The following is a 20393-nucleotide window of genomic DNA, read 5'->3' on the forward strand; positions in this document are numbered from 1 at the left end:
CATCCCGCTAATGCGATCTTCCAGAAAGAACGCGTTAGCCGGCTTGGGAGTGCTTCGCGCTCCAGCGGGAGCAAGCTCCCTCGCCACAAAGGCCAGATTAGAGGGTCTTGACCGAAGACGGATTGATCCGCGCCAACCCAAGGTTCTTCAGCGCCAATTGCAGCGAGCTGTGGATAACTTGCGGGTTGTCGATGGTCATCAGCTCGGCGAGCAATTCCTTGGCCTTGCTCAGGTTGATCTGGCGCAACATCCATTTCACCTTCGGCAAGTTGGTGGCGTTCATCGACAGACTGTCGAACCCCATCGCCATCAACAACACCGCCGCCGCCGGGTCACCGGCCATTTCACCGCAGATGCTGACTGGCTTGCCTTCGGCATGGGCGTCACGCACCACGTTCTGCAAGGCTTGCAGCACCGCCGGGTGCAGGTAGTCGTAAAGATCTGCCACACGCGGGTTGTTGCGGTCCACGGCCAGCAGGTACTGGGTCAGGTCGTTGGAGCCGACCGACAGGAAGTCCACCATCCGCGCCAGTTCCCGGGTCTGATAAACCGCCGCTGGAATCTCGATCATCACGCCAATCGGCGGCATCGGCACGTCAGTGCCTTCGTCGCGAACTTCGCCCCAGGCGCGGTGAATCAGGTGCAGCGCTTCTTCGAGTTCATGCGTGCCGGAGATCATCGGCAGCAGGATCCGCAGGTTGTTCAGGCCTTCGCTGGCCTTGAGCATGGCGCGGGCCTGGACCAGGAAGATCTCCGGGTGATCCAGCGTGACGCGAATCCCGCGCCAGCCGAGGAACGGGTTGTCCTCTTTGATCGGGAAATACGACAGTGACTTGTCGCCGCCAATGTCCAGGCTGCGCATGGTCACCGGTTGCGGGTGGAAGGCGGCGAGTTGCTCGCGATAGATCGCCAGCTGCTCCTTCTCACTCGGGAAACGCTGGTTGATCATGAACGGCACTTCGGTGCGGTACAGGCCCACGCCCTCGGCGCCGCGCTTCTGCGCCCGCGCCACATCCGCCAGCAGGCCGGTGTTGACCCACAGCGGCATGCGGTGGCCATCGACGGTCACGCACGGCAGGTCGCGCAACGCGTCCAGCCCCAGTGCCAGTTGTTTCTCTTCCTCGACCACCTCGGCGAACTGCTTGCGCAGCACGTCGCTGGGGTTGGTGTAGACCTCGCCGTGATAACCGTCGACGATCATCTGGATGCCGTCGACCTTGGCGTACGGCAAGTCGACCAGGCCCATCACCGTCGGAATGCCCATGGCTCGCGCCAGGATCGCGACGTGGGAGTTGCCGGAACCGAGTACCGACACCAGACCGACCAGCTTGCCTTCCGGCACCTCGCCGAGCATCGCCGGCGTCAGTTCTTCGCTGATCAGAATGGTGTTGTCGGGGTAGACCAGGGTCTGCTGGCGCTCTTCCTGCAAGTAGGCGAGCAGGCGGCGACCGAGGTCCTTGACGTCCGAGGCGCGCTCACGCAGGTAGGCGTCGTCCATCAGTTCGAAACGGTTGACGTGATCGGTGACCACCTGACGCAACGCGCCCTGGGCCCACTGACCGGTCTTGATCACAGTGGTGACTTCGCTGCCCAGCGAGGCATCGTCGAGCATCATCAGGTAGACGTCGAACAGTGCGCGCTCTTCTGGACGCAACTGCGTCGCGAGCTTGGCGGACAAGGCGCGCATGTCGGCGCGTACGCCTTCGATGGCGGTCTTGAACAGCTTCAGTTCCGCGTCGATGTCGCTGATCGCCTTGTCCGGCACCACATCCAGATCCGCCGGCGGCAACATGACCACCGCCGTACCGACCGCTGCACCCGGCGAACCGGGTACGCCGACGAACTTGGCTTCCTGGATGCCTTTGCCCTGACGGCCCAGGCCACGGATCGAACCGGTGGCCTCGGCGTGGGCGATAACGCCGGCAAGCTGCGCGCTCATGGTCACGAGGAAGGCTTCTTCACCTTCATCGAACTGGCGACGTTCTTTTTGCTGAATGACCAACACCCCGACAACGCGGCGGTGGTGAATGATGGGGGCCCCAAGGAACGAGGCGTAGCGTTCTTCACCGGTTTCGGCAAAGTAGCGGTAGCGCGGGTGATCCGCGGCGTTCTCGAGGTTCAGGGGTTCTTCACGCGTGCCGACCAGGCCGACCAGACCTTCGTTGGGTGCCATGCTGACCTTGCCGATCGAGCGCTTGTTCAAGCCCTCGGTGGCCATCAGTACGAAGCGGTTGGTCTCTGGATCAAGCAGGTAGACCGAGCAGACCTGGCTGCCCATGGCCTCTTTGACGCGCAACACAATAATCCCCAACGCCGCCTTGAGATCCTTGGCGGAGTTAACTTCCTGGACGATCTTGCGCAGCGTATTGAGCATGGCTCGGGGTCGAACTCCGTCGTCAGTCGCGCGCTAAAAGGCGCGGGGCAAGCTCTTTGAGAGCGCGTCGATACACCTCGCGCTTGAATGTCACCACCTGGCCCAACGGATACCAATAACTGACCCAGCGCCAGCCATCGAATTCCGGTTTACCGGTCAAATCCATCCGCACCCGCTGCTCGTTGGAGACCAGGCGCAGGAGAAACCATTTCTGTTTCTGGCCGATGCACAGCGGTTGGCTGTGGGTACGGACCAGACGTTGCGGCAAACGATAGCGCAACCAGCCCCGGGTGCAGGCGAGAATTTCAACATCTTCGCGCTCTAGACCCACTTCTTCGTTCAACTCGCGGTACAAGGCGTCTTCCGGCGTCTCCTGGGGATTGATTCCGCCCTGAGGAAACTGCCAGGCATCTTGATTGATACGGCGAGCCCATAGCACCTGGCCAGCATCATTCGTGAGAATGATCCCGACATTGGGGCGGAAACCATCGGGGTCGATCACGGCAACAACCTCGCAAACGCATGTTGCCGCATTGTTCCACAAAGGTTGTGAAGGCAGCAACGAGCCGGCCTACCTTATGTGCACTCTTGTGAAAAGTACGTATTCTGGACGCCTTTCTACAGACTTTTCAGCGAGTAACTGCAATGCGCCTGGCTTTATTCGACTTGGACAACACGCTTCTGGGCGGTGACAGTGACCACGCCTGGGGCGATTACCTGTGCGAACGGGGCATCCTCGACGCCGTGGCCTACAAGGCACGCAACGACGAGTTCTACCAGGACTACCTGGCCGGCACGCTGGACAACGCCGAATACCTGAACTTCTGCCTGGAAATCCTTGGCCGCACCGACATGGCCCAGCTCGATGAATGGCACCGCGACTACATGCGCGACTGCATCGAACCGATCATGCTGCCCAAGGCGCTCGAATTGCTGGCCAAACACCGTGCGGCTGGCGACAAGCTGGTGATCATCACCGCCACCAACCGCTTCGTCACCGGGCCGATTGCCCAGCGTCTGGGCGTTGAAACCTTGATCGCCACCGAATGCGAAATGATTGATGGCCGTTATTCCGGGCGCAGTACCGACATTCCGTGCTTTCGCGAGGGCAAGGTGACACGGCTCAATCGCTGGCTGGAAGAGACCGGGTATTCGCTGCAAGGCAGTTATTTCTACAGTGATTCGATGAATGATTTGCCGTTGCTGGAGCAGGTGACGCATGCGGTGGCGGTTGATCCGGATCCGAATCTGCGGGCTGAGGCTGAAAAGCGTGGATGGCCGGTGATGAGTCTGCGCGACTGAAACCGCTTTCGCGAGCAGGCTCGCTCCCACACTGGATCTGCTTTGTTCACAAAATCTGTGCTCACTGAAGATCTAATGTGGGAGCGAGCCTGCTCGCGAAGGGGCCAACGCGGTCTGAAGCCTTAAACCGGCTTGGCGCCCATCAACCCCGCAATCGCGATAAAGCAGACAAAGCTGAACAACGCCAAGGCAAAGGTGAACTTCCCGTTGCCCGCCCCCGTCGCCTTGCGCAACTTGCTCAGCCGCACCAGCAACCAGAACCAGCCCAGCGCCGCCACGGTGTACAGCACACTGGAAGCCAGAAGCCACGTCTGCCCCAGTGGCCAGCCCACCAGATGCACCATCCACCAGCCGGTGAAGGGCATGCTCAGCAGCGCCAGCCCCATCAACAGCCAGACAAATACCCATGGCCGCTGCAACGTATGGCCCGCAGCGTTCGCATCACCGTTGCGCCGCGTGCGCCAGACCCGGATCGCCAGCCCCAGCGCACAGAGCAACAGCACTGCAGTCGCGACCATGTGCCCGGTTTTGAGGGCGGTTAACGTTTCCATTGTTCGATTTCCTTATGAGCTGCCCATCAGCGTAGCCGCTCAGCCGAGAAACAGCTGATAGGCCGGGTTGTCGCTTTCGTCCCAGTACGGGTAGCCGATTTCTTCCAACGCCGCCGGCACCAGATGACGTTCCTCGTGGGGCACTTGCAGGCCGGCGACCACACGGCCATCCGCCGCGCCGTGGTTGCGGTAGTGGAACATCGAGATGTTCCAGCGCCCGCCCAGTTTGTTGAGGAAGTTGAACAGCGCGCCTGGCCGCTCCGGGAATTCGAAGCGCAGCACCACTTCATCAATCACATGGGCCGCGTGGCCGCCGACCATGTGGCGAATGTGCAGCTTGGCCAATTCGTTGTCGGTCAGGTCCAGCACCGGGAAACCCTGCTCGCTCAGACTGGCGATCAGCGCGCTGCGTGGGTCGGTTTCCGGGTGCGTCTGCACGCCAACGAAGATGTGCGCTTCGCTGCCGGTGTTGTAGCGGTAGTTGAATTCAGTGATCTGGCGCTTGCCGACGGCCTCGCAGAACGCCTTGAAGCTGCCCGGTTTCTCGGGGATGGTCACGGCGATGATCGCTTCGCGGCCTTCGCCCAGTTCGGCGCGTTCGGCAACGTGGCGCAGGCGGTCGAAGTTGACGTTGGCGCCGGAGTCGATGGCCACGAAGGTATGGCCGGTGACGCCGTTCAGCTCCACGTATTTCTTGATCCCGGCCACGCCCAGGGCGCCGGCAGGTTCGGTGATCGAGCGGGTATCGTCGTAGATGTCCTTGATCGCCGCACAGATCTCATCGGTGCTGACGGTGATCACTTCATCGACATAGTGCTTGCAGATGTCGAAGGTATGCTGACCGATCTGCGCCACCGCGACACCGTCGGCAAAGATGCCCACGGTCGGCAGAATCACGCGCTCGCCCGCCGCCATCGCGGCTTGCAGGCAGTTGGAGTCGTCGGGCTCGACGCCGATGATCTTGATTTCCGGGCGCAGGTATTTCACGTACGCCGCAATACCGGCGATCAGGCCGCCACCGCCTACCGGGACAAAAATCGCGTCCAGGCGGCCAGGGTGCTGGCGCAGGATTTCCATGGCCACGGTGCCCTGCCCGGCGATGGTGTGGGGATCGTCGTACGGATGGATATAGACGTAGCCCTTTTCATCGACCAGTTTCAGCGAGTAGGCCAGCGCTTCCGGGAACGTATCGCCGTGCAGCACCACTTTGCCGCCACGGGAACGCACGCCCTCGACCTTGATCTCCGGGGTGGTCTTGGGCATCACGATGGTGGCTTTCACGCCCAACACTTTCGCGGCCAGGGCCAGGCCTTGTGCGTGGTTGCCTGCCGACGCGGTGACCACGCCGCGAGCGCGTTCTTCATCGCTCAGCTGCGTCAGCTTGTTGTAGGCACCGCGAATCTTGAAGGAAAACACCGGCTGCAAGTCTTCGCGCTTGAGCCAGATGTTATTGCCCAGCCGCTCGGAGAGCTGGCGAGCAGTCTGCAACGGGGTTTCTACGGCAACGTCATAAACGCGCGAGGTGAGGATCTTCTTGACGTACTGTTCGAGCATCGGAAAGCATCACTGAGCGGGTTGGGCAGGGCCAAGGAGTCTAACCCGGCTTTCGTCCGGGCGACCACACTAAACAGGGGGTTTTAAACCCCTCCTGTATTCCACCGACTCATTGTGGCGAGGGAGCTTGCTCCCGCTGGAGCGCGAAGCGGTCCCCCCCTGCATTCTTTCAGACATACCCTGCAAGCAGGTTTTGCGACTGCTGCGCAGCCTAGCGCGAGCAAGCTCCCTCGCCACAGGGACCGCATCGCTCCCCGCGCACCTCATCAGCCAATCGGGCAATGACCTTCCCCGCCCTGGCGCCTATAATGCCGGCCTTTCGTCCCCCTTCGGCACCTCGGAGCCCGCATGACCCAGGATCAACTCAAACAGGCAGTGGCCCAAGCCGCCGTCGACTTCATCCTCCCGAAACTCGATGACAAGAGCATCGTCGGGGTCGGCACCGGTTCTACCGCCAACTGCTTCATCGACGCCCTGGCCAAACACAAAGGTGCTTTCGATGGCGCGGTTGCCAGCTCCGAAGCCACGGCTGCGCGCCTGAAGGGCCACGGCATTCCGGTGTATGAACTCAATACGGTCAGCGACCTGGAGTTCTATGTCGATGGCGCCGACGAAAGCGACGAACACCTGAACCTGATCAAAGGCGGCGGCGCAGCCCTGACCCGCGAGAAGATCGTCGCGGCCGTGGCCAAGACCTTCATCTGCATCGCCGACGGCAGCAAACTGGTGCCGGTACTCGGCGCGTTCCCGTTGCCGGTGGAAGTGATCCCGATGGCCCGCAGCCACGTCGCCCGCGAGCTGGTGAAGCTGGGCGGCGACCCGGTTTACCGTGAAGGCGTGCTGACCGACAACGGCAACATCATCCTCGACGTGTTCAACATGCAGATCACCAACCCGGTGGAACTGGAGACGCAGATCAATGCGATCGTCGGCGTAGTGACCAATGGGTTGTTTGCGGCACGTCCGGCAGATTTGCTGTTGTTGGGGACCAAAGAAGGCGTGAAAACCCTGCGCGCCAAATAAGGCACACGCCAATCAAAATGTGGGAGTGGGCTTGCTCGCAAAGGCGGTGTGTCATTCGATATCTTCATCGGCTGACACGGCCCCTTCGCGAGCAGGCTCGCTCCCACATTGGTTTGTGTGGTGTTGACTAGTTTTGTGTTGGTTTCTTGAAGACGTAAAACAGATTCGGCTCGCTCACCAGGTACAACGTCCCCTCGTCATCCATCGCAATGCCTTCCGCTTGCGGCACGGTCTTTTGCAGGCCCTGGCGCCCCTTGCTCAGTGACATCGTGCTCAATGGCCGACCGTCGATATCCAGTTCCAGAATCAACCTTGACTCATCCGACAGCGCCATCAAATGGCCGCTGCGCTCGTCGTATTGCAGGCTCGACAGATCGCGCACGAACATCCCGGCATCGCGCTTGGGGTTGTTGATCACGTGCACCGAATAGGATTTTTCCGGGTTGTAATGAGGGAAGCCCTGTACTTCATAGACCAGCATCGGGTCGCGTTCCTTGGCGACAAACAGCCGCTTGCCCACCGAGTCATAGGCCAGGCCTTCAAACCCCTTGTTGCCGCCGGCGTGCACGCCGAGGGTCATCTGTTCAGCCTCCGCGGCGTCGAGGAAGGTCGTGCCCTCCTCCAGGTGAATCTTGATCAGCCGCTGCTGGTGTTCGTCGCTGACCACATAAGTGTCGGCGCTGATGAATTCCACGGCTTCCGCGTCGCCAAAACCAATCAACGCCACACGCCGCAGGATCTTGCCGTCCAGGGACAACTCGATCAGCTCGGCGTTTTTGTTGGTCACTGTGAACAGACTTTTACGCACCGGATCGTAGGTCAGGGCCGACACATCTTTGTTCAGCCCTTCGATCACCCGCGCTTCGACCGAGACCTGATACTGGTCCAGAGCAATGGACTGAACGTTGACCGGCTGCCACAGGGTATGCAGGTTGAACCAGCCGCGTTCGAACAGACGCAGGTACTGACCGACCGCGACCAAGGCGATCAGTGCAATCACCGACAGGATCAAAATGAGGGGCTGGGGACGGGCAAGTCGACGCATTCAGGCAAACTCGAAAACAGGGCGGGCGGATGAAATATCACGAGCGCATGAATTCAAGCTTAATGGCCAGTGGCCTTAAACGACAATATCACCCCTTACTGCGCCGGCTCCTACGCGAATCGGGCATTATTACTTCTGTTTTTCGAAACGGTAGAACAGGTTCGGTTCGCTGACCATATAGAGCGTACCCGCTTCGTCCATGGTCACGCCTTCGGCGCGGGGGATGGTTTTGTTCAGGCCGTTGAAGCCACCCAGCAGGGTCATGAAGCTGACCTGTTCACCCTTCTCGTCCAGCTCCAGCAACAGGTGCGAGTCGGCGGACAGTACCAGCGTATGGCCGGTACGCGGATCGATGGCCAGGGCCGACAGGTTGCGGATGTCCAGTTCATTGCTGACCAGTTTCTGCTTGTCGCCCTTGAGCGTCTGGCTACCGTCGCTTTTCCAGGTGAACAGCGCTGGCGGGCGTTCTTCACCCAGCAACAGTTGCTGATTGCGCGGGTCCCAGGCGATGGCTTCGAAAGCCTTGTTCTGGTTTTTTGATGGGCCGAGGTCGTATTTCGGGAAGTTGTCGCGGTTCAGCTCACGAGTGTCGGCATCGACCTTGATGATGGACAGCATGTGTTCACGCTCATCGGTAATGGCCATCAGACCGTTACCCATCACCGTCAGGCCTTCGGGATTGACCCAGCCCACCAGCGGCATCTTGCGCAGCACGTCGCCCTGCAGGGTCAGCTCGACCAGAAACGGGTTCTTGCCCATCACCGAGAACAGGGTCTTGGTCTGCGGATCGTAAGACAGATCCGAGGCTTCGTCCTTTTCCATGCCCGGCAGCAGCTTGGCATCGATCACTGCCCGGTAATCCGGCAGCCAGACACTTTGCTGACGCACCGAGGGGCTTTCAAAACGCTCCCGGAGCCACAGGACGCCGCGATCATCCCAATGCATCGCAAACGCCAGGCCATAAGCTGCCACAACGGCCAGCAACAGCCAGTAATACCAGCGCATCAGCAGGCGTGGGCGACGAGGGGGTTGCAGAGTCGGGAGCGGTTGCGTTGCCATCGGGGAATGCGTTCCAGAAATTCAGGCTAAAGGTAATAGCACAAACGGGCAAAGTCGCACGCCAGAGCCCCGGAATTATCCAGACAGGATGTGAAAAAAACGGTAAATGGCGGGAAAGCCCTGCCCGGACATTTCGGTTTGCGGGCAGGGTCACAAAACCAAATGTGGGAACGAGCCTGCTCGCGAAAGCGGCGTGTCCGTCAATATTGATGTCGACGGGTCCGACGTCTTCGCGAGCAGGCTAGCGCCCACAGGTTTTGTGTGAGCTAGCGGACGCTGCTGGTGAAGCTGCTCGCGCCCGGCAGTTCCAACACCAGGTCGTCGCCCACATTCAGCGGGCCAACACCCACTGGCGTGCCGGTCAGAATCACGTCACCGGCCTGCAGCGAGAAGCAGCCGGCCATGTACTGGATCATCGGCACGATCGGGTTGAGCATGTCCTTGCTGTTGCCATCCTGGCGCACTTCGCCATTGATGGTCAGGCGAATCCCTATATCAGTCAGGTCGGCAAACGTGCTGCCGGCCACGAACGGAGCAATTACCGCCGCGCCGTCGAAGGATTTGGCGACTTCCCACGGCAGGCCTTTGGATTTCAGCTCGGCCTGCTTGTCGCGCAAGGTCAGGTCCAGGGCCGGAGCGAAGCCGGAGATGGCGTCCAGCACTTCTTCGCGGCTCGGCTTGGTCGACAGCGGCTTGCCGATCAACACGGCGATTTCCGCCTCGTAATGCACCGAGCCACGCTCGGTCGGAATGGCAAACCCGCCTTCCAGCGGTACCACGCAACTGCCCGGCTTGATGAACAACAAAGGCTCGGTCGGGACCGGATTATCCAGTTCCTTGGCGTGTTCGGCGTAGTTGCGGCCGATGCACACCACTTTGCCCAGCGGGAAGTGAATACGCGTACCGTCGACATACTGGTGCTGATAGCTCATTACCGACTCCTGGTTCGTTGATTCAAACAGCGAAGATCTTGCCCGGGTTCATGATGCCGTTCGGGTCGAACACCGCCTTGACGGCTTTCATGTACTCAATTTCGACCGGCGAGCGGCTGTAGGTCAAGTAGTCACGCTTGGTCATGCCCACGCCGTGTTCGGCGGAAATCGAGCCGTTGTACTTCTCGACGGTCTCGAACACCCACTTGTTGACGGTGGCGCACTTGGCGAAAAACTCGTCCTTGCTCAGGTCATCCGGCTTGAGGATGTTCAGGTGCAGGTTGCCGTCGCCGATGTGGCCGAACCAGACGATTTCGAAGTCCGGGTAGTGTTTGCCGACGATCGCGTCGATTTCTTTCAGGAATGCCGGCACCTTCGACACAGTGACCGAGATGTCGTTTTTGTACGGGGTCCAGTGGGAGATGGTTTCGGAGATGTACTCGCGCAACTTCCACAGGTTCTGCAACTGGGTTTCGCTCTGGCTCATCACGCCGTCCAACACCCAGCCCTGCTCGACGCAGTGCTCAAAGGTTTCCAGGGCGTGGTTGGCGACTTCTTCGGTGGTCGCTTCGAATTCCAGCAGCGCGTAGAACGGGCAGTCGGACTCGAACGGCGCCGGTACGTCGCCACGGGCCATGACCTTGGCCAGGGCTTTGTCGGAGAAGAATTCGAAAGCGGTCAGGTCGAGTTTGCTCTGGAACGCGTGCAATACCGGCATGATCGAGTCGAAATCGGCGGTGCCGAGGACCATGGCAGTGAGATTTTTCGGCGCACGGTCCAGACGCATGGTGGCTTCGACCACGAAACCGAGGGTGCCCTCGGCGCCGATGAACAGCTGACGCAGGTCGTAGCCGGTGGCGTTCTTGATCAGGTCCCGGTTCAGTTCCAGCAGGTCGCCCTTGCCGGTGACAACCTTCATGCCCGCCACCCAGTTACGGGTCATGCCGTAGCGAATGACCTTGATTCCGCCGGCATTGGTGCCGATATTGCCGCCAATCTGGCTGGAGCCGGCCGAAGCGAAGTCCACCGGGTAGTACAGGCCTTTTTCTTCAGCGACGTTCTGCAGATGCTCAGTGACCACGCCCGGCTGACAGACGGCGGTGCGGTCAGTCAGGTTCACGTCGAGGATCTGGTTCATGTAATCGAATGACACGACCACTTCGCCATTGGCGGCGACAGCGGCGGCAGACAGGCCGGTACGACCACCGGACGGCACCAGCGCCACCTTGTGTTCATTGGCCCAACGCACGATGGCCTGCACCTGTTCGGTGGTCTTGGGGAACACGATAGCGCATGGCGCCGGGGCGAAATGCTTGGTCCAATCCTTGCCGTAAGCATTGAGGGAGTCGGCATCGGTCAGCACCTTGCCAGGCTCAACCAGGGTCTTCAGCTCATCAATCAGGGCAGGATTGGTCATCGACAGAACTCTCGAACAATTCATGGTCATCCTGAAGACGCTTCACGTCGCAGGAATGAGTGTTTAGCGGGGTGCATATGCTAGCATATCGACCCCGCAGGATAGTGCCCAAGGGCTTTCTGCGGCGACGGTATTCTTGCCGTCCGGGTCAGCATCCAGTGCCCTGCTTTACACGTACGTTCCTCTTTTGACGAGTGGCTGTTGTCGTCAGGCCAGGCGCCGCGACGAGTCATAGCCCGCTATGGCGAGGAGCGACAACGCAGCATGACGGCAACAGACGCCGTCAAAAAGGAACAGGACGTGTAAGGCAGGACACCTTGACCATTTCCTGCCATTTTTCTCCGGGATACAGGTTTACGCAGATGAGCAAGACTTCTCTCGATAAGAGCAAGATCAAGTTCCTTCTTCTCGAAGGCGTCCACCAATCGGCTGTCGACGTCCTCAAGGCGGCGGGCTACACCAGCATCGAGTACCTCACCGGTTCTCTGCCTGAAGCCCAGCTGAAGGAAAAGATCGCTGATGCGCACTTCATCGGCATTCGCTCCCGCACGCAACTGACCGAAGAAATCTTCGATCACGCGAAGAAGCTGGTCGCTGTCGGCTGTTTCTGCATCGGCACCAACCAGGTCGACCTGAACGCGGCTCGCGAACGCGGCATCGCGGTGTTCAACGCACCGTACTCCAACACCCGTTCCGTGGCTGAACTGGTGCTGGCCGAAGCGATCCTGCTGCTGCGCGGCATCCCGGAGAAGAACGCTTCCTGCCACCGTGGCGGCTGGATCAAGAGCGCGGCCAACTCCTTCGAAATCCGTGGCAAGAAGCTCGGCATCGTCGGTTACGGCTCGATCGGTACGCAACTGTCGGTCCTGGCTGAAGGCCTGGGCATGCAGGTGTTCTTCTACGACGTCGTGACCAAGCTGCCATTGGGCAACGCCACCCAGGTCGGCAACCTGACCGAGCTGCTGGGCATGTCCGACATCGTCACCCTGCACGTACCGGAAACCGCAGCCACCCAGTGGATGATCGGCGAGAAGGAAATCCGCGCCATCAAGAAAGGCGGCATCCTGATCAACGCGGCTCGCGGCACCGTGGTCGAGCTGGACGCCCTGGCGGACGCGATCAAGGACAAGCACCTGATCGGCGCGGCCATCGACGTATTCCCGGTGGAACCACGTTCCAACGATGAAGAGTTCGAAAGCCCGCTGCGTGGCCTGGACAACGTGATCCTGACCCCGCACATCGGTGGTTCCACCGCGGAAGCGCAAGCCAACATCGGTCTGGAAGTGGCGGAAAAACTGGTCAAGTACAGCGACAACGGTACTTCGGTATCGTCGGTCAACTTCCCGGAAGTGGCCCTGCCGGCTCACCCTGGCAAGCACCGTCTGCTGCACATCCACGAGAACATCCCGGGTGTGATGAGCGAGATCAACAAGGTCTTCGCCGAAAACGGTATCAACATCTCCGGTCAGTTCCTGCAGACCAACGAGAAGGTCGGTTACGTGGTCATCGACGTCGATGCCGAGTACTCGGACCTGGCGCAAGAAAAGCTGCAACACATCAACGGCACCATTCGTTGCCGCGTGCTGTTCTGATAGCGACTTGAGCGAAAAAAAGGGAGCTCCTCGGAGCTCCCTTTTTCATGCCTGCTGGAAAGTCATTTCACCGTCACGGTGATCTTTTCCGAGACGATTGGCGGATCGAAAGCCATGTGGTTCTTGTCACCCAATTCGAGTTGCAAGGTGTGCTGACCCGGAGTCAATGTCAGCTCGGTTTCGGTCTGGGCCTTGCCGAAGTGCACGTGATTGGCGTCTACCGGGATAACCGCACCGGCAGGAATGATCTGCTTGGCGTCGATCAGCAGGTGGTGGTGGCCGGTGTTCGCGGTGGCATCGCCCGCCGGAGCCAGAGCAATGCCTTTGACTTCAAACTTGACCTTGAACGTCTTGCCAACCGTTTCGCCGCTTGTTGGCGAGCCGATATTCACTGCTGCACCTTGCGGGGCCGGGGTAGCCGCACTGGCCATCATCGAAGCGCCCAGCAGCAGGGCAGCCAAACCAGCACGTGACATGAATGTTTGCATTCTCTTCTCCAGTTTTTCCGTAAAATCCGCGCGGTCATGACAACTTCATGACCATTCGTTGTCGAAGGCACTCGACAACCATAGCAAAGCGCAGCTGAACAGCGCGGCGCGATAATGAATTCAAAGGAGTGACCATGCGCTTTTTGCCTGGCCTGATCTGCCTGCTACCCCTTTTGAGCCCCTTGGCTCATGCCGAGTTGATTGACGACATCAACGACCGTGGCGAACTGCGCATTGCACTCGAGGCGAATACACCGCCCTTCAACTTCAAGGACGACGGCAAACTCGCCGGGTTTGAAGTCGAGCTGGGCCAACTGCTGGCCAATGAGCTGGATGTGCGCGCCGACTTCGTCGTGACCGAGGCCGCCGAGTTGCTGCCCGGTGTTGAATCCGGCAAATACGACGTCGCCATCAACCACATAGCACTGACCCCGGATTTGAAGGATCGTTTCGATTTCAGCGAGCCCTATGCCCGCACCACCGAGCAGGCGATCTCCCACGAACCACCGCAGCCGCGCCCGCTGGTGCTGGCGCAGTCGTTTGATGAGGCAAAGAAAGTCAGCCCGACAGTGAGCCTGGTGATTCCGTTTCAGAAGGGCAACCCGGCGTTTCACGCCAGCCTGGAAAGCGCGTTGCAGCGGATCAAGGCAGATGGGCGGCTGGAGGCGTTGTCGCAGAAGTGGTTGGGGGCGGATACGGGGATTGCGGCCAAGCCGTGATTTCAGGTTGTCCACTGACCCTGTGGGAGCGAGCCTGCTCGCGAAGAGGCCCGACCAGTCAACATCAATGTTGAATGTTAGTCCGCCTTCGCGAGCAGGCTCGCTCCCACATGGGTTTTGTGTCGGTCTTTAGTTCAAGGTTGCCAAGGCAGCAGCCGCTTGCGGCAGCTCCAACTCGCTGAACACCAACACCCCATGACGCTTGAGCAACGCCGCCGTCACCCCTTCGCCACTGACCTTCACCCCGCTGAACGTCCCGTCATAGGTCAGCAAATTGCCGCAGGACGGGCTGTTGGCCTTGAGCACGGCCACGCGGATGCCGTGTTTTTGCACCAGCTCCAACGCCTGATACGCGCCTGAAAGAAACTCGGCGCTGACGTCCTCGCCTTCAGTGGTCATCACCGGCTGGCGACCATCAAGCACTTCGGTGCCCTGCCCACCAGGAATTTCTGCCGCTGCCCGTGGGGTCGGCAGGCCACCGGCCACTTCCGGGCACAACGGCACCACCCGACCTTCTTCAATCCACTGCTGAAGTTGATCGAACGGCCCACTCGCCCCGCCGTCGTAACGTACGCGGTGGCCCAGCAGGCAGCGGCTTATCAGAATCTTGTGCATGATCAGAACGGCTCGTTACCACGACGCCGGAACCAGCCGGTCAATGACAGACGATCCCGGGTCGCGGGCAGGACTTCGTGGGGCACCTCGCCCGACAGGAACACCACCAGGCAACCGCCTGTGGGCACCACATCGTATTCGACGCCTTCCTTGAGGTACATGCGCAACTGACCACCGTGTTCGGGCAGCCAGGCGTCATTGAGATAGATCACCGCCGAGACCATGCGCCGATCGTCATCGCGAAAGCGGTCCACATGCTTGAGGTAGAACGCGCCAGGCGGGTACAGGGCGAAGTGGCTTTCAAAGTCCTCAAGACCGAGGAACAAACCGCGATTCATGGCCTCGCGCAGGCTGTCCATCAACTCCAGATAACTGTCGCAGGCCACGGTTTCACCGGGCTCGAGCCACTGGATACGGTCGCCACGAATCCCTTCACGGATCTCCGACGTCGGACCGCGCCCCACGGCGGCCGGCGCCAGTTCACCCTCGGCGGCGCGTTTACGGCACTCAGCCGCCAGTTCCTGGGTCAGACCCAGAGGCAGGAAAATATTCTGCTGCGACCAGCCGCGTGCAGCCAGGTCGTCGACGATACGTAACAGCAGCGGGTGATCAGAGGGTATTTGCATGGCGCGCATAGTATTCCTGTGCCCACAAATCCGACAGAGCCACGCAGCGGGCTGATACGAATTCTCGACAAGTTCCTGTACCGCACGGAGAATAGTCGCCTGCTGACAGGAGTCCCTATGCGCCGTTTGCTTTTTTCACTGTTGATGCTCTGTGTTTTGCCCGCCTGGGCAGACGGCCACGACCAGTTGTACAAGGTCGCCGGTTGGCCAGACCAACGCGCGCATTTTAACGACGCCCTTTCTGCCGCCCAGCAGCGCTACCAGAACAGCCTGCCGCCTGCGGTGTTCCAGGCCTTGGTGAACAACAGCAACCAGCGCTTTGCGCCGCAGGCCATGGACCAGCGGGCCGAAGCTCAACTGCGCCACACCCTGGCCGACCCGAAACCGGCCCTGAACTTCTTTCAATCGCCCCTGGGCAAGAAAATCGTCGCCGCCGAATTGCTGGCGACCCGCCGCGATCAACTGGCGAAAAACGCCAAGGGCCTGCCCAAGATTCAAGCCAGCGACAGCCGTCTGCTGATCATCGGCCACCTGGCCCAGGCCCTGCCCGCCCGTGAAGCCGGTGCCGAAGTGAGCCTGGCGATTGCCGGCGTGGCGGCGGACAGTTTGAGTTCGATGATCCCGGGGCTGCTCGGCGGCGGTCAGGCACAAGGCATGTTGAACGGACAACGTCAGCGTTTGATGGACCAGATTGGCGCCGACATGAACAACACGCTGCTGTATGTGTATCGCGATCTGTCGGATGACGAGTTGGAAGAGTTTGCGACGTTTGCCGAGTCGTCTGAGGGCAAGGCCTATTACCAGGCGGCGCTGGCGGCGATTCGGGCGGGGTTGGCGGTGGGGCAGAATACTAATCCTGGCCAGTAATATGCGGCGCCTGACACATAGCCATCGCGAGCTTGCTCGCGATGGGGCCGGCATGATCACCTAAAGACCTCGGCCTTTGATCCTCTTGCTCAAAAACCCGAAAAACTCCCCGCGCATCGCCTCTGTCTCATTCGCCAGATGATGCCGCGCCTCAGGCAGCATCAACACCTGGGGCCGATCAAACTTGGCCTTCAACACCTCAAGATTGTGCTGCCAGTCCACGGTCATGTCCGCCTGCCCCTGCACCACCAACGGACGACGCGGGCTCGGCGGGGCGGCTTCGATGCGTTTGATCCAACGCGCCAGTGCCCCCACCCACGCCGTCGGCAACCGCAATGGCTGCAACGGATCGGCCTGCAGAAACGGCAAGAACGCCGGGTCGTTGGAGTTCTCGCTGAAGCGCCGGTCGATACCTTTGACGAAGGGTTTGAGCAGGTAATAACTGAGCTGCGACCAGCCCCAGGCCCGTGGTCGCACCAGCGGCGACAGCAAAATGACCTGACCCTGGGCCGGACTGCTCGCCCCCTGATTCAGTACATGATCAATCACAATCGCCCCGCCGGTACTCTGCCCGCACAGGTGCCACGGCTGCGGCAGATCCAGCGACTGCGCCTCCTTGAACAACCCTTGCAGCGTGTCCTGATACTCGGCGAAATCCTTGATGCTGGCGCGCTCGCCACTGGACAGGCCATGGCCCGGCAAGTCGCAGGCAATCACCGCAAAGCCTTGATCCAGCGCCCACTCGATCACATGCCGATACAGCCCGGTGTGGTCATAGAAACCGTGGAACAGGAACAGCGTCGCTTTCGCCCGCTCGGGCTTCCAGAACTGGCTGACCACCTCATAGCTGTCGACCGCGTAGCGACCCAGGCCAGTGCTTAAGGTGCGGCCGGGAAAATCCAGACCATAAAACCGCTGATAGGCCTGCGCCTCCACCGACAGTGGCTGCCGCTCGGCCAGAGGCCGCAGGCTGGCGCGCAGATGATCAGGGTCGAAAGTGGCAGGCATGAGCAATTCCAAAGCTTGAAACAGACTTTATCGGCCTGCGATATTCATCTGTCGCGGCAAGCATGGCAAGCTAGCCGCCCTTCGAGGATTGAAAGCCATGCGTGCGGCCTACCGAACCACCCTGATTGCCAGCCTGCTCACCCTCGTGTGCGCCGGCGTGCTGTGGGCGGCCTACGACTGGTTTCAGGGGCGCTACCTGCGGGCGTTCAGCGAACACACGGCGGTGTTTTCCGGCGACCCGCTGCGCCTGCCCGACAACCTCGCCGGCCCCGGCGCCATCCGCCTCGTACATTTCTGGGACCCGACCTGCCCGTGCAACGTCGGCAACCAGCAACACCTCACCGAACTCGTCGAACACTACGCCCCGCAGGGCGTGGAATTCTTCGCCGTGCAAAAACCCGGCAGCCACGGCCAGCTACCCGCCACCCTGAACAGCCTCAAACACATCGCCGTACTCCCCGGCTCCGAACAGATCCCTGCCAGCCCGGCCGTGGCAATCTGGGACCGCAGCGGCAAACTCGCCTATTTCGGCCCGTACAGCGAAGGCCTGACCTGCAATTCGAGCAACAGCTTTATCGAGCCTATCCTGCAAGCACTGAACGAAGGGCGAACAGTGAATGCCACGCATACGCTGGCGGTGGGGTGTTATTGCCCGTGGTCGCTGGACGTGAAGTAAGGCATTCCGGACTATTCAAGGACGGTGGTGCCCGGCATGAGAGGTCTGTGCTACATGTTTGCAGTCCATACGTACGGCAATCCAACAAGAACAGGGAGTCACCATGAAACGCGTCCTGACCGTACTTGCCTTGCTGATCGTCCTGCTCGCCATCGGAGTCGGTGGTTACATCTACAGCAAGCAGCCGACGCGTCAGGGCCAGGTGGCGCTGAACAACCTGCAAGGCTCGGTGACGGTGCGTTATGACGAGCGCGGGGTGCCGCACATTCGTGCCGACAACGAAACCGATCTCTATCGCGCCCTCGGCTATGTGCAGGCTCAGGACCGTTTGTTCCAGATGGAAGTCATGCGCCGCCTGGCGCGTGGCGAGCTGGCCGAAGTGCTCGGGCCGAAGCTGGTGGACACCGACAAACTGTTCCGCAGCCTGCGCATTCGCGAACGTGCCGAAAGTTATGTGGCGGCCCTGGACCGCCAGTCTCCGGCGTGGAAGGCCCTGCAAGCCTATCTGGATGGCATCAATCAATATCAGGACACCCACGCCGCACCGATCGAGTTTGACGTGCTGGGCATCCGCAAGCGCACGTTCACCGCTGAAGACAGCATCAGCGTCGCCGGCTACATGGCCTACAGCTTTGCCGCCGCTTTTCGTACAGAGCCGTTGCTGACTTACGTGCGTGATCAGCTCGGCCCTGAATACCTGAACATCTTCGACCTCGACTGGCAGCCCAACGGCGCGCTGGCCAAGACTCGCGCCAAACCGGCACCCGCCCTGACTGCCGGTGACTGGAAAGACCTCAACGCCCTCGCCCGCCTGAGCGAGCAGGCGCTGGCCGACAACGGCCTGCCGCAGTTCGAGGGCAGTAACGCCTGGGTGATTTCCGGCAATCGCACCAAAAGCGGCAAACCGCTGCTGGCGGGTGATCCGCACATCCGCTTCTCGGTACCGTCGGTGTGGTACGAGGCGCAACTGTCGGCGCCGGGCTTCGAGCTGTACGGCCATCATCAGGCACTGGTGCCGTTCGCATTCCTCGGCCACAACCTGGATTTCGGCTGGAGCCTGACCATGTTCCAGAACGACGATCTGGACCTGATCGCCGAGAAGGTCAACCCGGACAACCCGAATCAGGTCTGGTATCGCGGCAAGTGGGTCGACATGGTCAACACCGAGCAGCAGATCGCGGTGAAGGGGCAAGCGCCGGTGACGTTGATTCTGCGTCAATCGCCCCACGGTCCGATCATCAACGACGTCATCGGCAGCACGGCCGGCAAGACGCCGATTGCCATGTGGTGGGCGTTCCTTGAAACGCCGAACCCGATTCTCGAAGGCTTCTACCAGCTCAATCGTGCCGACACCCTGGCCAAGGCCCGTGCGGCGGCAGCCAAGGTGCAGGCGCCGGGGCTGAACATCGTCTATGCCAACGCCAAGGGCGATATCGGCTGGTGGGCGTCGGCGCTGCTGCCCAAACGCCCGGCCGGGGTCAAACCGGAGTTCATCCTCGATGGCAGCACCAATCAGGCGGACAAGGACGGCTTCTACCCGTTCAGCGCCAACCCGCAGGAGGAGAACCCGGCGCGGGGCTACATCGTCTCGGCCAACTTCCAGCCGGTATCGCCCACCGGCATGGAAATTCCGGGTTACTACAACCTCGCCGACCGTGGTCAGCAGCTCAATCGCCAGCTCAGTGACAAGAGCGTGAAGTGGGACCTGGAGGCCAGTCAGAAACTGCAATTGGGCACTACCACTGCTTATGGCCCACGCGTGCTCGCCCCGCTGTTGCCGGTGTTGCGTGAAGTGGTCAGCGATCCGGCGGAACTGAAACTGGTCGAGCAGCTGGCGCAATGGCAAGGCGACTATCCGCTGGATTCCATCAACGCCACGGTGTTCAATCAGTTCCTGTACAACCTGACCGACGCGACCATGCGCAACAAGCTGGGCGACGACTTCTTCGAAACCCTGCTCTCGACCCGGGTGATCGATGCGGCATTACCTCGACTGGCCGCCAGCCCCGATTCGCCGTGGTGGGACAATCGCGATACGCCAGCCAGGGAGACCCGCGCCGATACGGTGAAGGTGGCGTGGCAAGCGAGCATTGCGCACCTCAAGGCCACCCTCGGCAACGACTTCGCTCAATGGCAGTGGAGCAAGGCGCACACGCTGACCCATGGTCATCCGCTGGGCATGCAAAAGCCGCTGGACCGGATTTTCAACGTCGGCCCGTTCGCGGCCCCCGGCAGCCATGAAGTGCCGAACAACCTCTCGGCGAAGATCGGCCCGGCGCCGTGGCCGGTGACATATGGCCCGTCGACCCGGCGCCTGATTGACTTCGCCGACCCGGCCCACAGCCTGACCATCAACCCGGTGGGCCAGAGCGGAGTGCCGTTCGACCGTCACTATGAGGATCAGGCTGAGGCGTATATCGACGGGATGTATTTGCAGGCGCACTTCAACGATGAAGAGGTGACGGCGAATACGCGCAGTACGTTGAAGCTGATGCCGGCGCGGGTCTCACAATAGATTTTTTGTTGTTGGTGATGGCCCCTTCGC

General features: G+C 60.6%; 19 protein-coding genes. 7 read left to right on the plus strand and 12 right to left on the minus strand.

The genetic code is table 11. The annotated features are described in order from the left end of the window. Positions 1 to 97: 97 nt before the first annotated feature. Positions 98 to 2374 carry a phosphoenolpyruvate--protein phosphotransferase gene (ptsP, locus tag POF45_RS14265; protein ID WP_259497333.1) on the minus strand — a complete coding sequence of 759 codons (2277 nt, stop codon included), beginning with the start codon at positions 2372 to 2374 and terminating at the stop codon, positions 98 to 100. Positions 2375 to 2396: 22 nt separating this feature from the next. After that, positions 2397 to 2876 (minus strand): RNA pyrophosphohydrolase, encoded by a 480-nt coding sequence (locus POF45_RS14270; protein ID WP_008064982.1) that lies wholly within the window; start codon positions 2874 to 2876, stop codon positions 2397 to 2399. Positions 2877 to 3019: 143 nt separating this feature from the next. Here POF45_RS14270 and POF45_RS14275 point away from each other — a divergent pair, with 143 nt between their 5' ends. After that, positions 3020 to 3676, plus strand: a complete 657-nt coding sequence (locus tag POF45_RS14275; protein ID WP_259497334.1) for a histidinol-phosphatase — start codon at positions 3020 to 3022, stop codon at positions 3674 to 3676. A 122-nt stretch (positions 3677 to 3798) separates the two neighbouring features. Here POF45_RS14275 and POF45_RS14280 read toward each other — a convergent pair whose 3' ends face one another. Both POF45_RS14280 and ilvA read right to left on the minus strand, forming a co-directional pair. Further along, positions 3799 to 4227: a DUF2269 domain-containing protein gene (locus tag POF45_RS14280; protein WP_282315926.1), complete on the minus strand. Its 429-nt coding sequence runs from the start codon at positions 4225 to 4227 to the stop codon at positions 3799 to 3801. A gap of 39 nt (positions 4228 to 4266) precedes the next feature. Next, positions 4267 to 5781, minus strand: coding sequence for a threonine ammonia-lyase, biosynthetic (gene ilvA / locus POF45_RS14285; protein ID WP_259497336.1), 1515 nt, complete (start codon positions 5779 to 5781; stop codon positions 4267 to 4269). 348 nt (positions 5782 to 6129) lie between these two features. Between ilvA and rpiA the strand changes: the two genes are divergently transcribed. Then, positions 6130 to 6804, plus strand: a complete 675-nt coding sequence (gene rpiA / locus POF45_RS14290; RefSeq protein ID WP_259497337.1) for a ribose-5-phosphate isomerase RpiA — start codon at positions 6130 to 6132, stop codon at positions 6802 to 6804. A 127-nt stretch (positions 6805 to 6931) separates the two neighbouring features. On the opposite strand, the gene POF45_RS14295 is transcribed toward rpiA, so the two are convergent. The 4 genes from POF45_RS14295 to POF45_RS14310 all read right to left on the minus strand — a co-directional run bounded on the left by POF45_RS14295 (position 6932) and on the right by POF45_RS14310 (position 11257). Further along, positions 6932 to 7849: an SdiA-regulated domain-containing protein gene (locus POF45_RS14295; RefSeq protein ID WP_259497338.1), complete on the minus strand. Its 918-nt coding sequence runs from the start codon at positions 7847 to 7849 to the stop codon at positions 6932 to 6934. 129 nt (positions 7850 to 7978) lie between these two features. Beyond that, the gene (locus tag POF45_RS14300; RefSeq protein ID WP_259497339.1) at positions 7979 to 8908 is read right to left on the minus strand and encodes an SdiA-regulated domain-containing protein; all 930 of its coding nucleotides are present in this window, start codon (positions 8906 to 8908) and stop codon (positions 7979 to 7981) included. A gap of 266 nt (positions 8909 to 9174) precedes the next feature. Beyond that, entirely contained in the window at positions 9175 to 9840 is a 666-nt protein-coding gene (locus tag POF45_RS14305; protein ID WP_259497340.1) for a fumarylacetoacetate hydrolase family protein, read from the minus strand. Between the two features lie 22 nt (positions 9841 to 9862). Then, entirely contained in the window at positions 9863 to 11257 is a 1395-nt protein-coding gene (locus POF45_RS14310) for an FAD-binding oxidoreductase (RefSeq protein WP_282315927.1), read from the minus strand. 362 nt (positions 11258 to 11619) lie between these two features. Between POF45_RS14310 and serA the strand changes: the two genes are divergently transcribed. Next, a complete protein-coding gene (serA, locus tag POF45_RS14315; protein WP_259497344.1) occupies positions 11620 to 12849 on the plus strand; it encodes a phosphoglycerate dehydrogenase in 1230 nt (409 codons plus the stop codon). 62 nt (positions 12850 to 12911) lie between these two features. On the opposite strand, the gene POF45_RS14320 is transcribed toward serA, so the two are convergent. Further along, entirely contained in the window at positions 12912 to 13337 is a 426-nt protein-coding gene (locus POF45_RS14320; RefSeq protein ID WP_259497345.1) for a DUF4399 domain-containing protein, read from the minus strand. A 134-nt stretch (positions 13338 to 13471) separates the two neighbouring features. Between POF45_RS14320 and POF45_RS14325 the strand changes: the two genes are divergently transcribed. Beyond that, positions 13472 to 14056 (plus strand): transporter substrate-binding domain-containing protein, encoded by a 585-nt coding sequence (locus POF45_RS14325; protein ID WP_259497346.1) that lies wholly within the window; start codon positions 13472 to 13474, stop codon positions 14054 to 14056. Positions 14057 to 14185: 129 nt separating this feature from the next. Here POF45_RS14325 and POF45_RS14330 read toward each other — a convergent pair whose 3' ends face one another. Both POF45_RS14330 and POF45_RS14335 read right to left on the minus strand, forming a co-directional pair. Then, the gene (locus POF45_RS14330; protein ID WP_282315928.1) at positions 14186 to 14671 is read right to left on the minus strand and encodes a 2-thiouracil desulfurase family protein; all 486 of its coding nucleotides are present in this window, start codon (positions 14669 to 14671) and stop codon (positions 14186 to 14188) included. Between the two features lie 2 nt (positions 14672 to 14673). Beyond that, on the minus strand, positions 14674 to 15306 hold the full coding sequence (locus tag POF45_RS14335) for a 2OG-Fe(II) oxygenase (protein ID WP_282315929.1): 633 nt from the start codon (positions 15304 to 15306) through the stop codon (positions 14674 to 14676). 108 nt (positions 15307 to 15414) lie between these two features. On the opposite strand from POF45_RS14335, the gene POF45_RS14340 reads away from it, so the two are divergent. Then, a complete protein-coding gene (locus tag POF45_RS14340; RefSeq protein WP_259497349.1) occupies positions 15415 to 16164 on the plus strand; it encodes a DUF2059 domain-containing protein in 750 nt (249 codons plus the stop codon). Between the two features lie 60 nt (positions 16165 to 16224). Here the strand turns inward: POF45_RS14340 and bipL are convergent, their stop codons facing one another. Further along, on the minus strand, positions 16225 to 17172 hold the full coding sequence (gene bipL / locus POF45_RS14345; protein WP_282315931.1) for a phospholipase BipL: 948 nt from the start codon (positions 17170 to 17172) through the stop codon (positions 16225 to 16227). 97 nt (positions 17173 to 17269) lie between these two features. Here bipL and POF45_RS14350 point away from each other — a divergent pair, with 97 nt between their 5' ends. Together POF45_RS14350 and POF45_RS14355 are read left to right on the plus strand one after the other, a co-directional pair. Continuing rightward, positions 17270 to 17848, plus strand: a complete 579-nt coding sequence (locus POF45_RS14350; protein WP_259497351.1) for a DUF6436 domain-containing protein — start codon at positions 17270 to 17272, stop codon at positions 17846 to 17848. A 103-nt stretch (positions 17849 to 17951) separates the two neighbouring features. Next, the gene (locus tag POF45_RS14355; protein WP_282315932.1) at positions 17952 to 20363 is read left to right on the plus strand and encodes a penicillin acylase family protein; all 2412 of its coding nucleotides are present in this window, start codon (positions 17952 to 17954) and stop codon (positions 20361 to 20363) included. Positions 20364 to 20393: the final 30 nt, after the last annotated feature.

This window comes from Pseudomonas fungipugnans, assembly GCF_029955235.1.
GTDB classification, from domain to species: Bacteria; Pseudomonadota; Gammaproteobacteria; order Pseudomonadales; family Pseudomonadaceae; genus Aquipseudomonas; species Aquipseudomonas fungipugnans.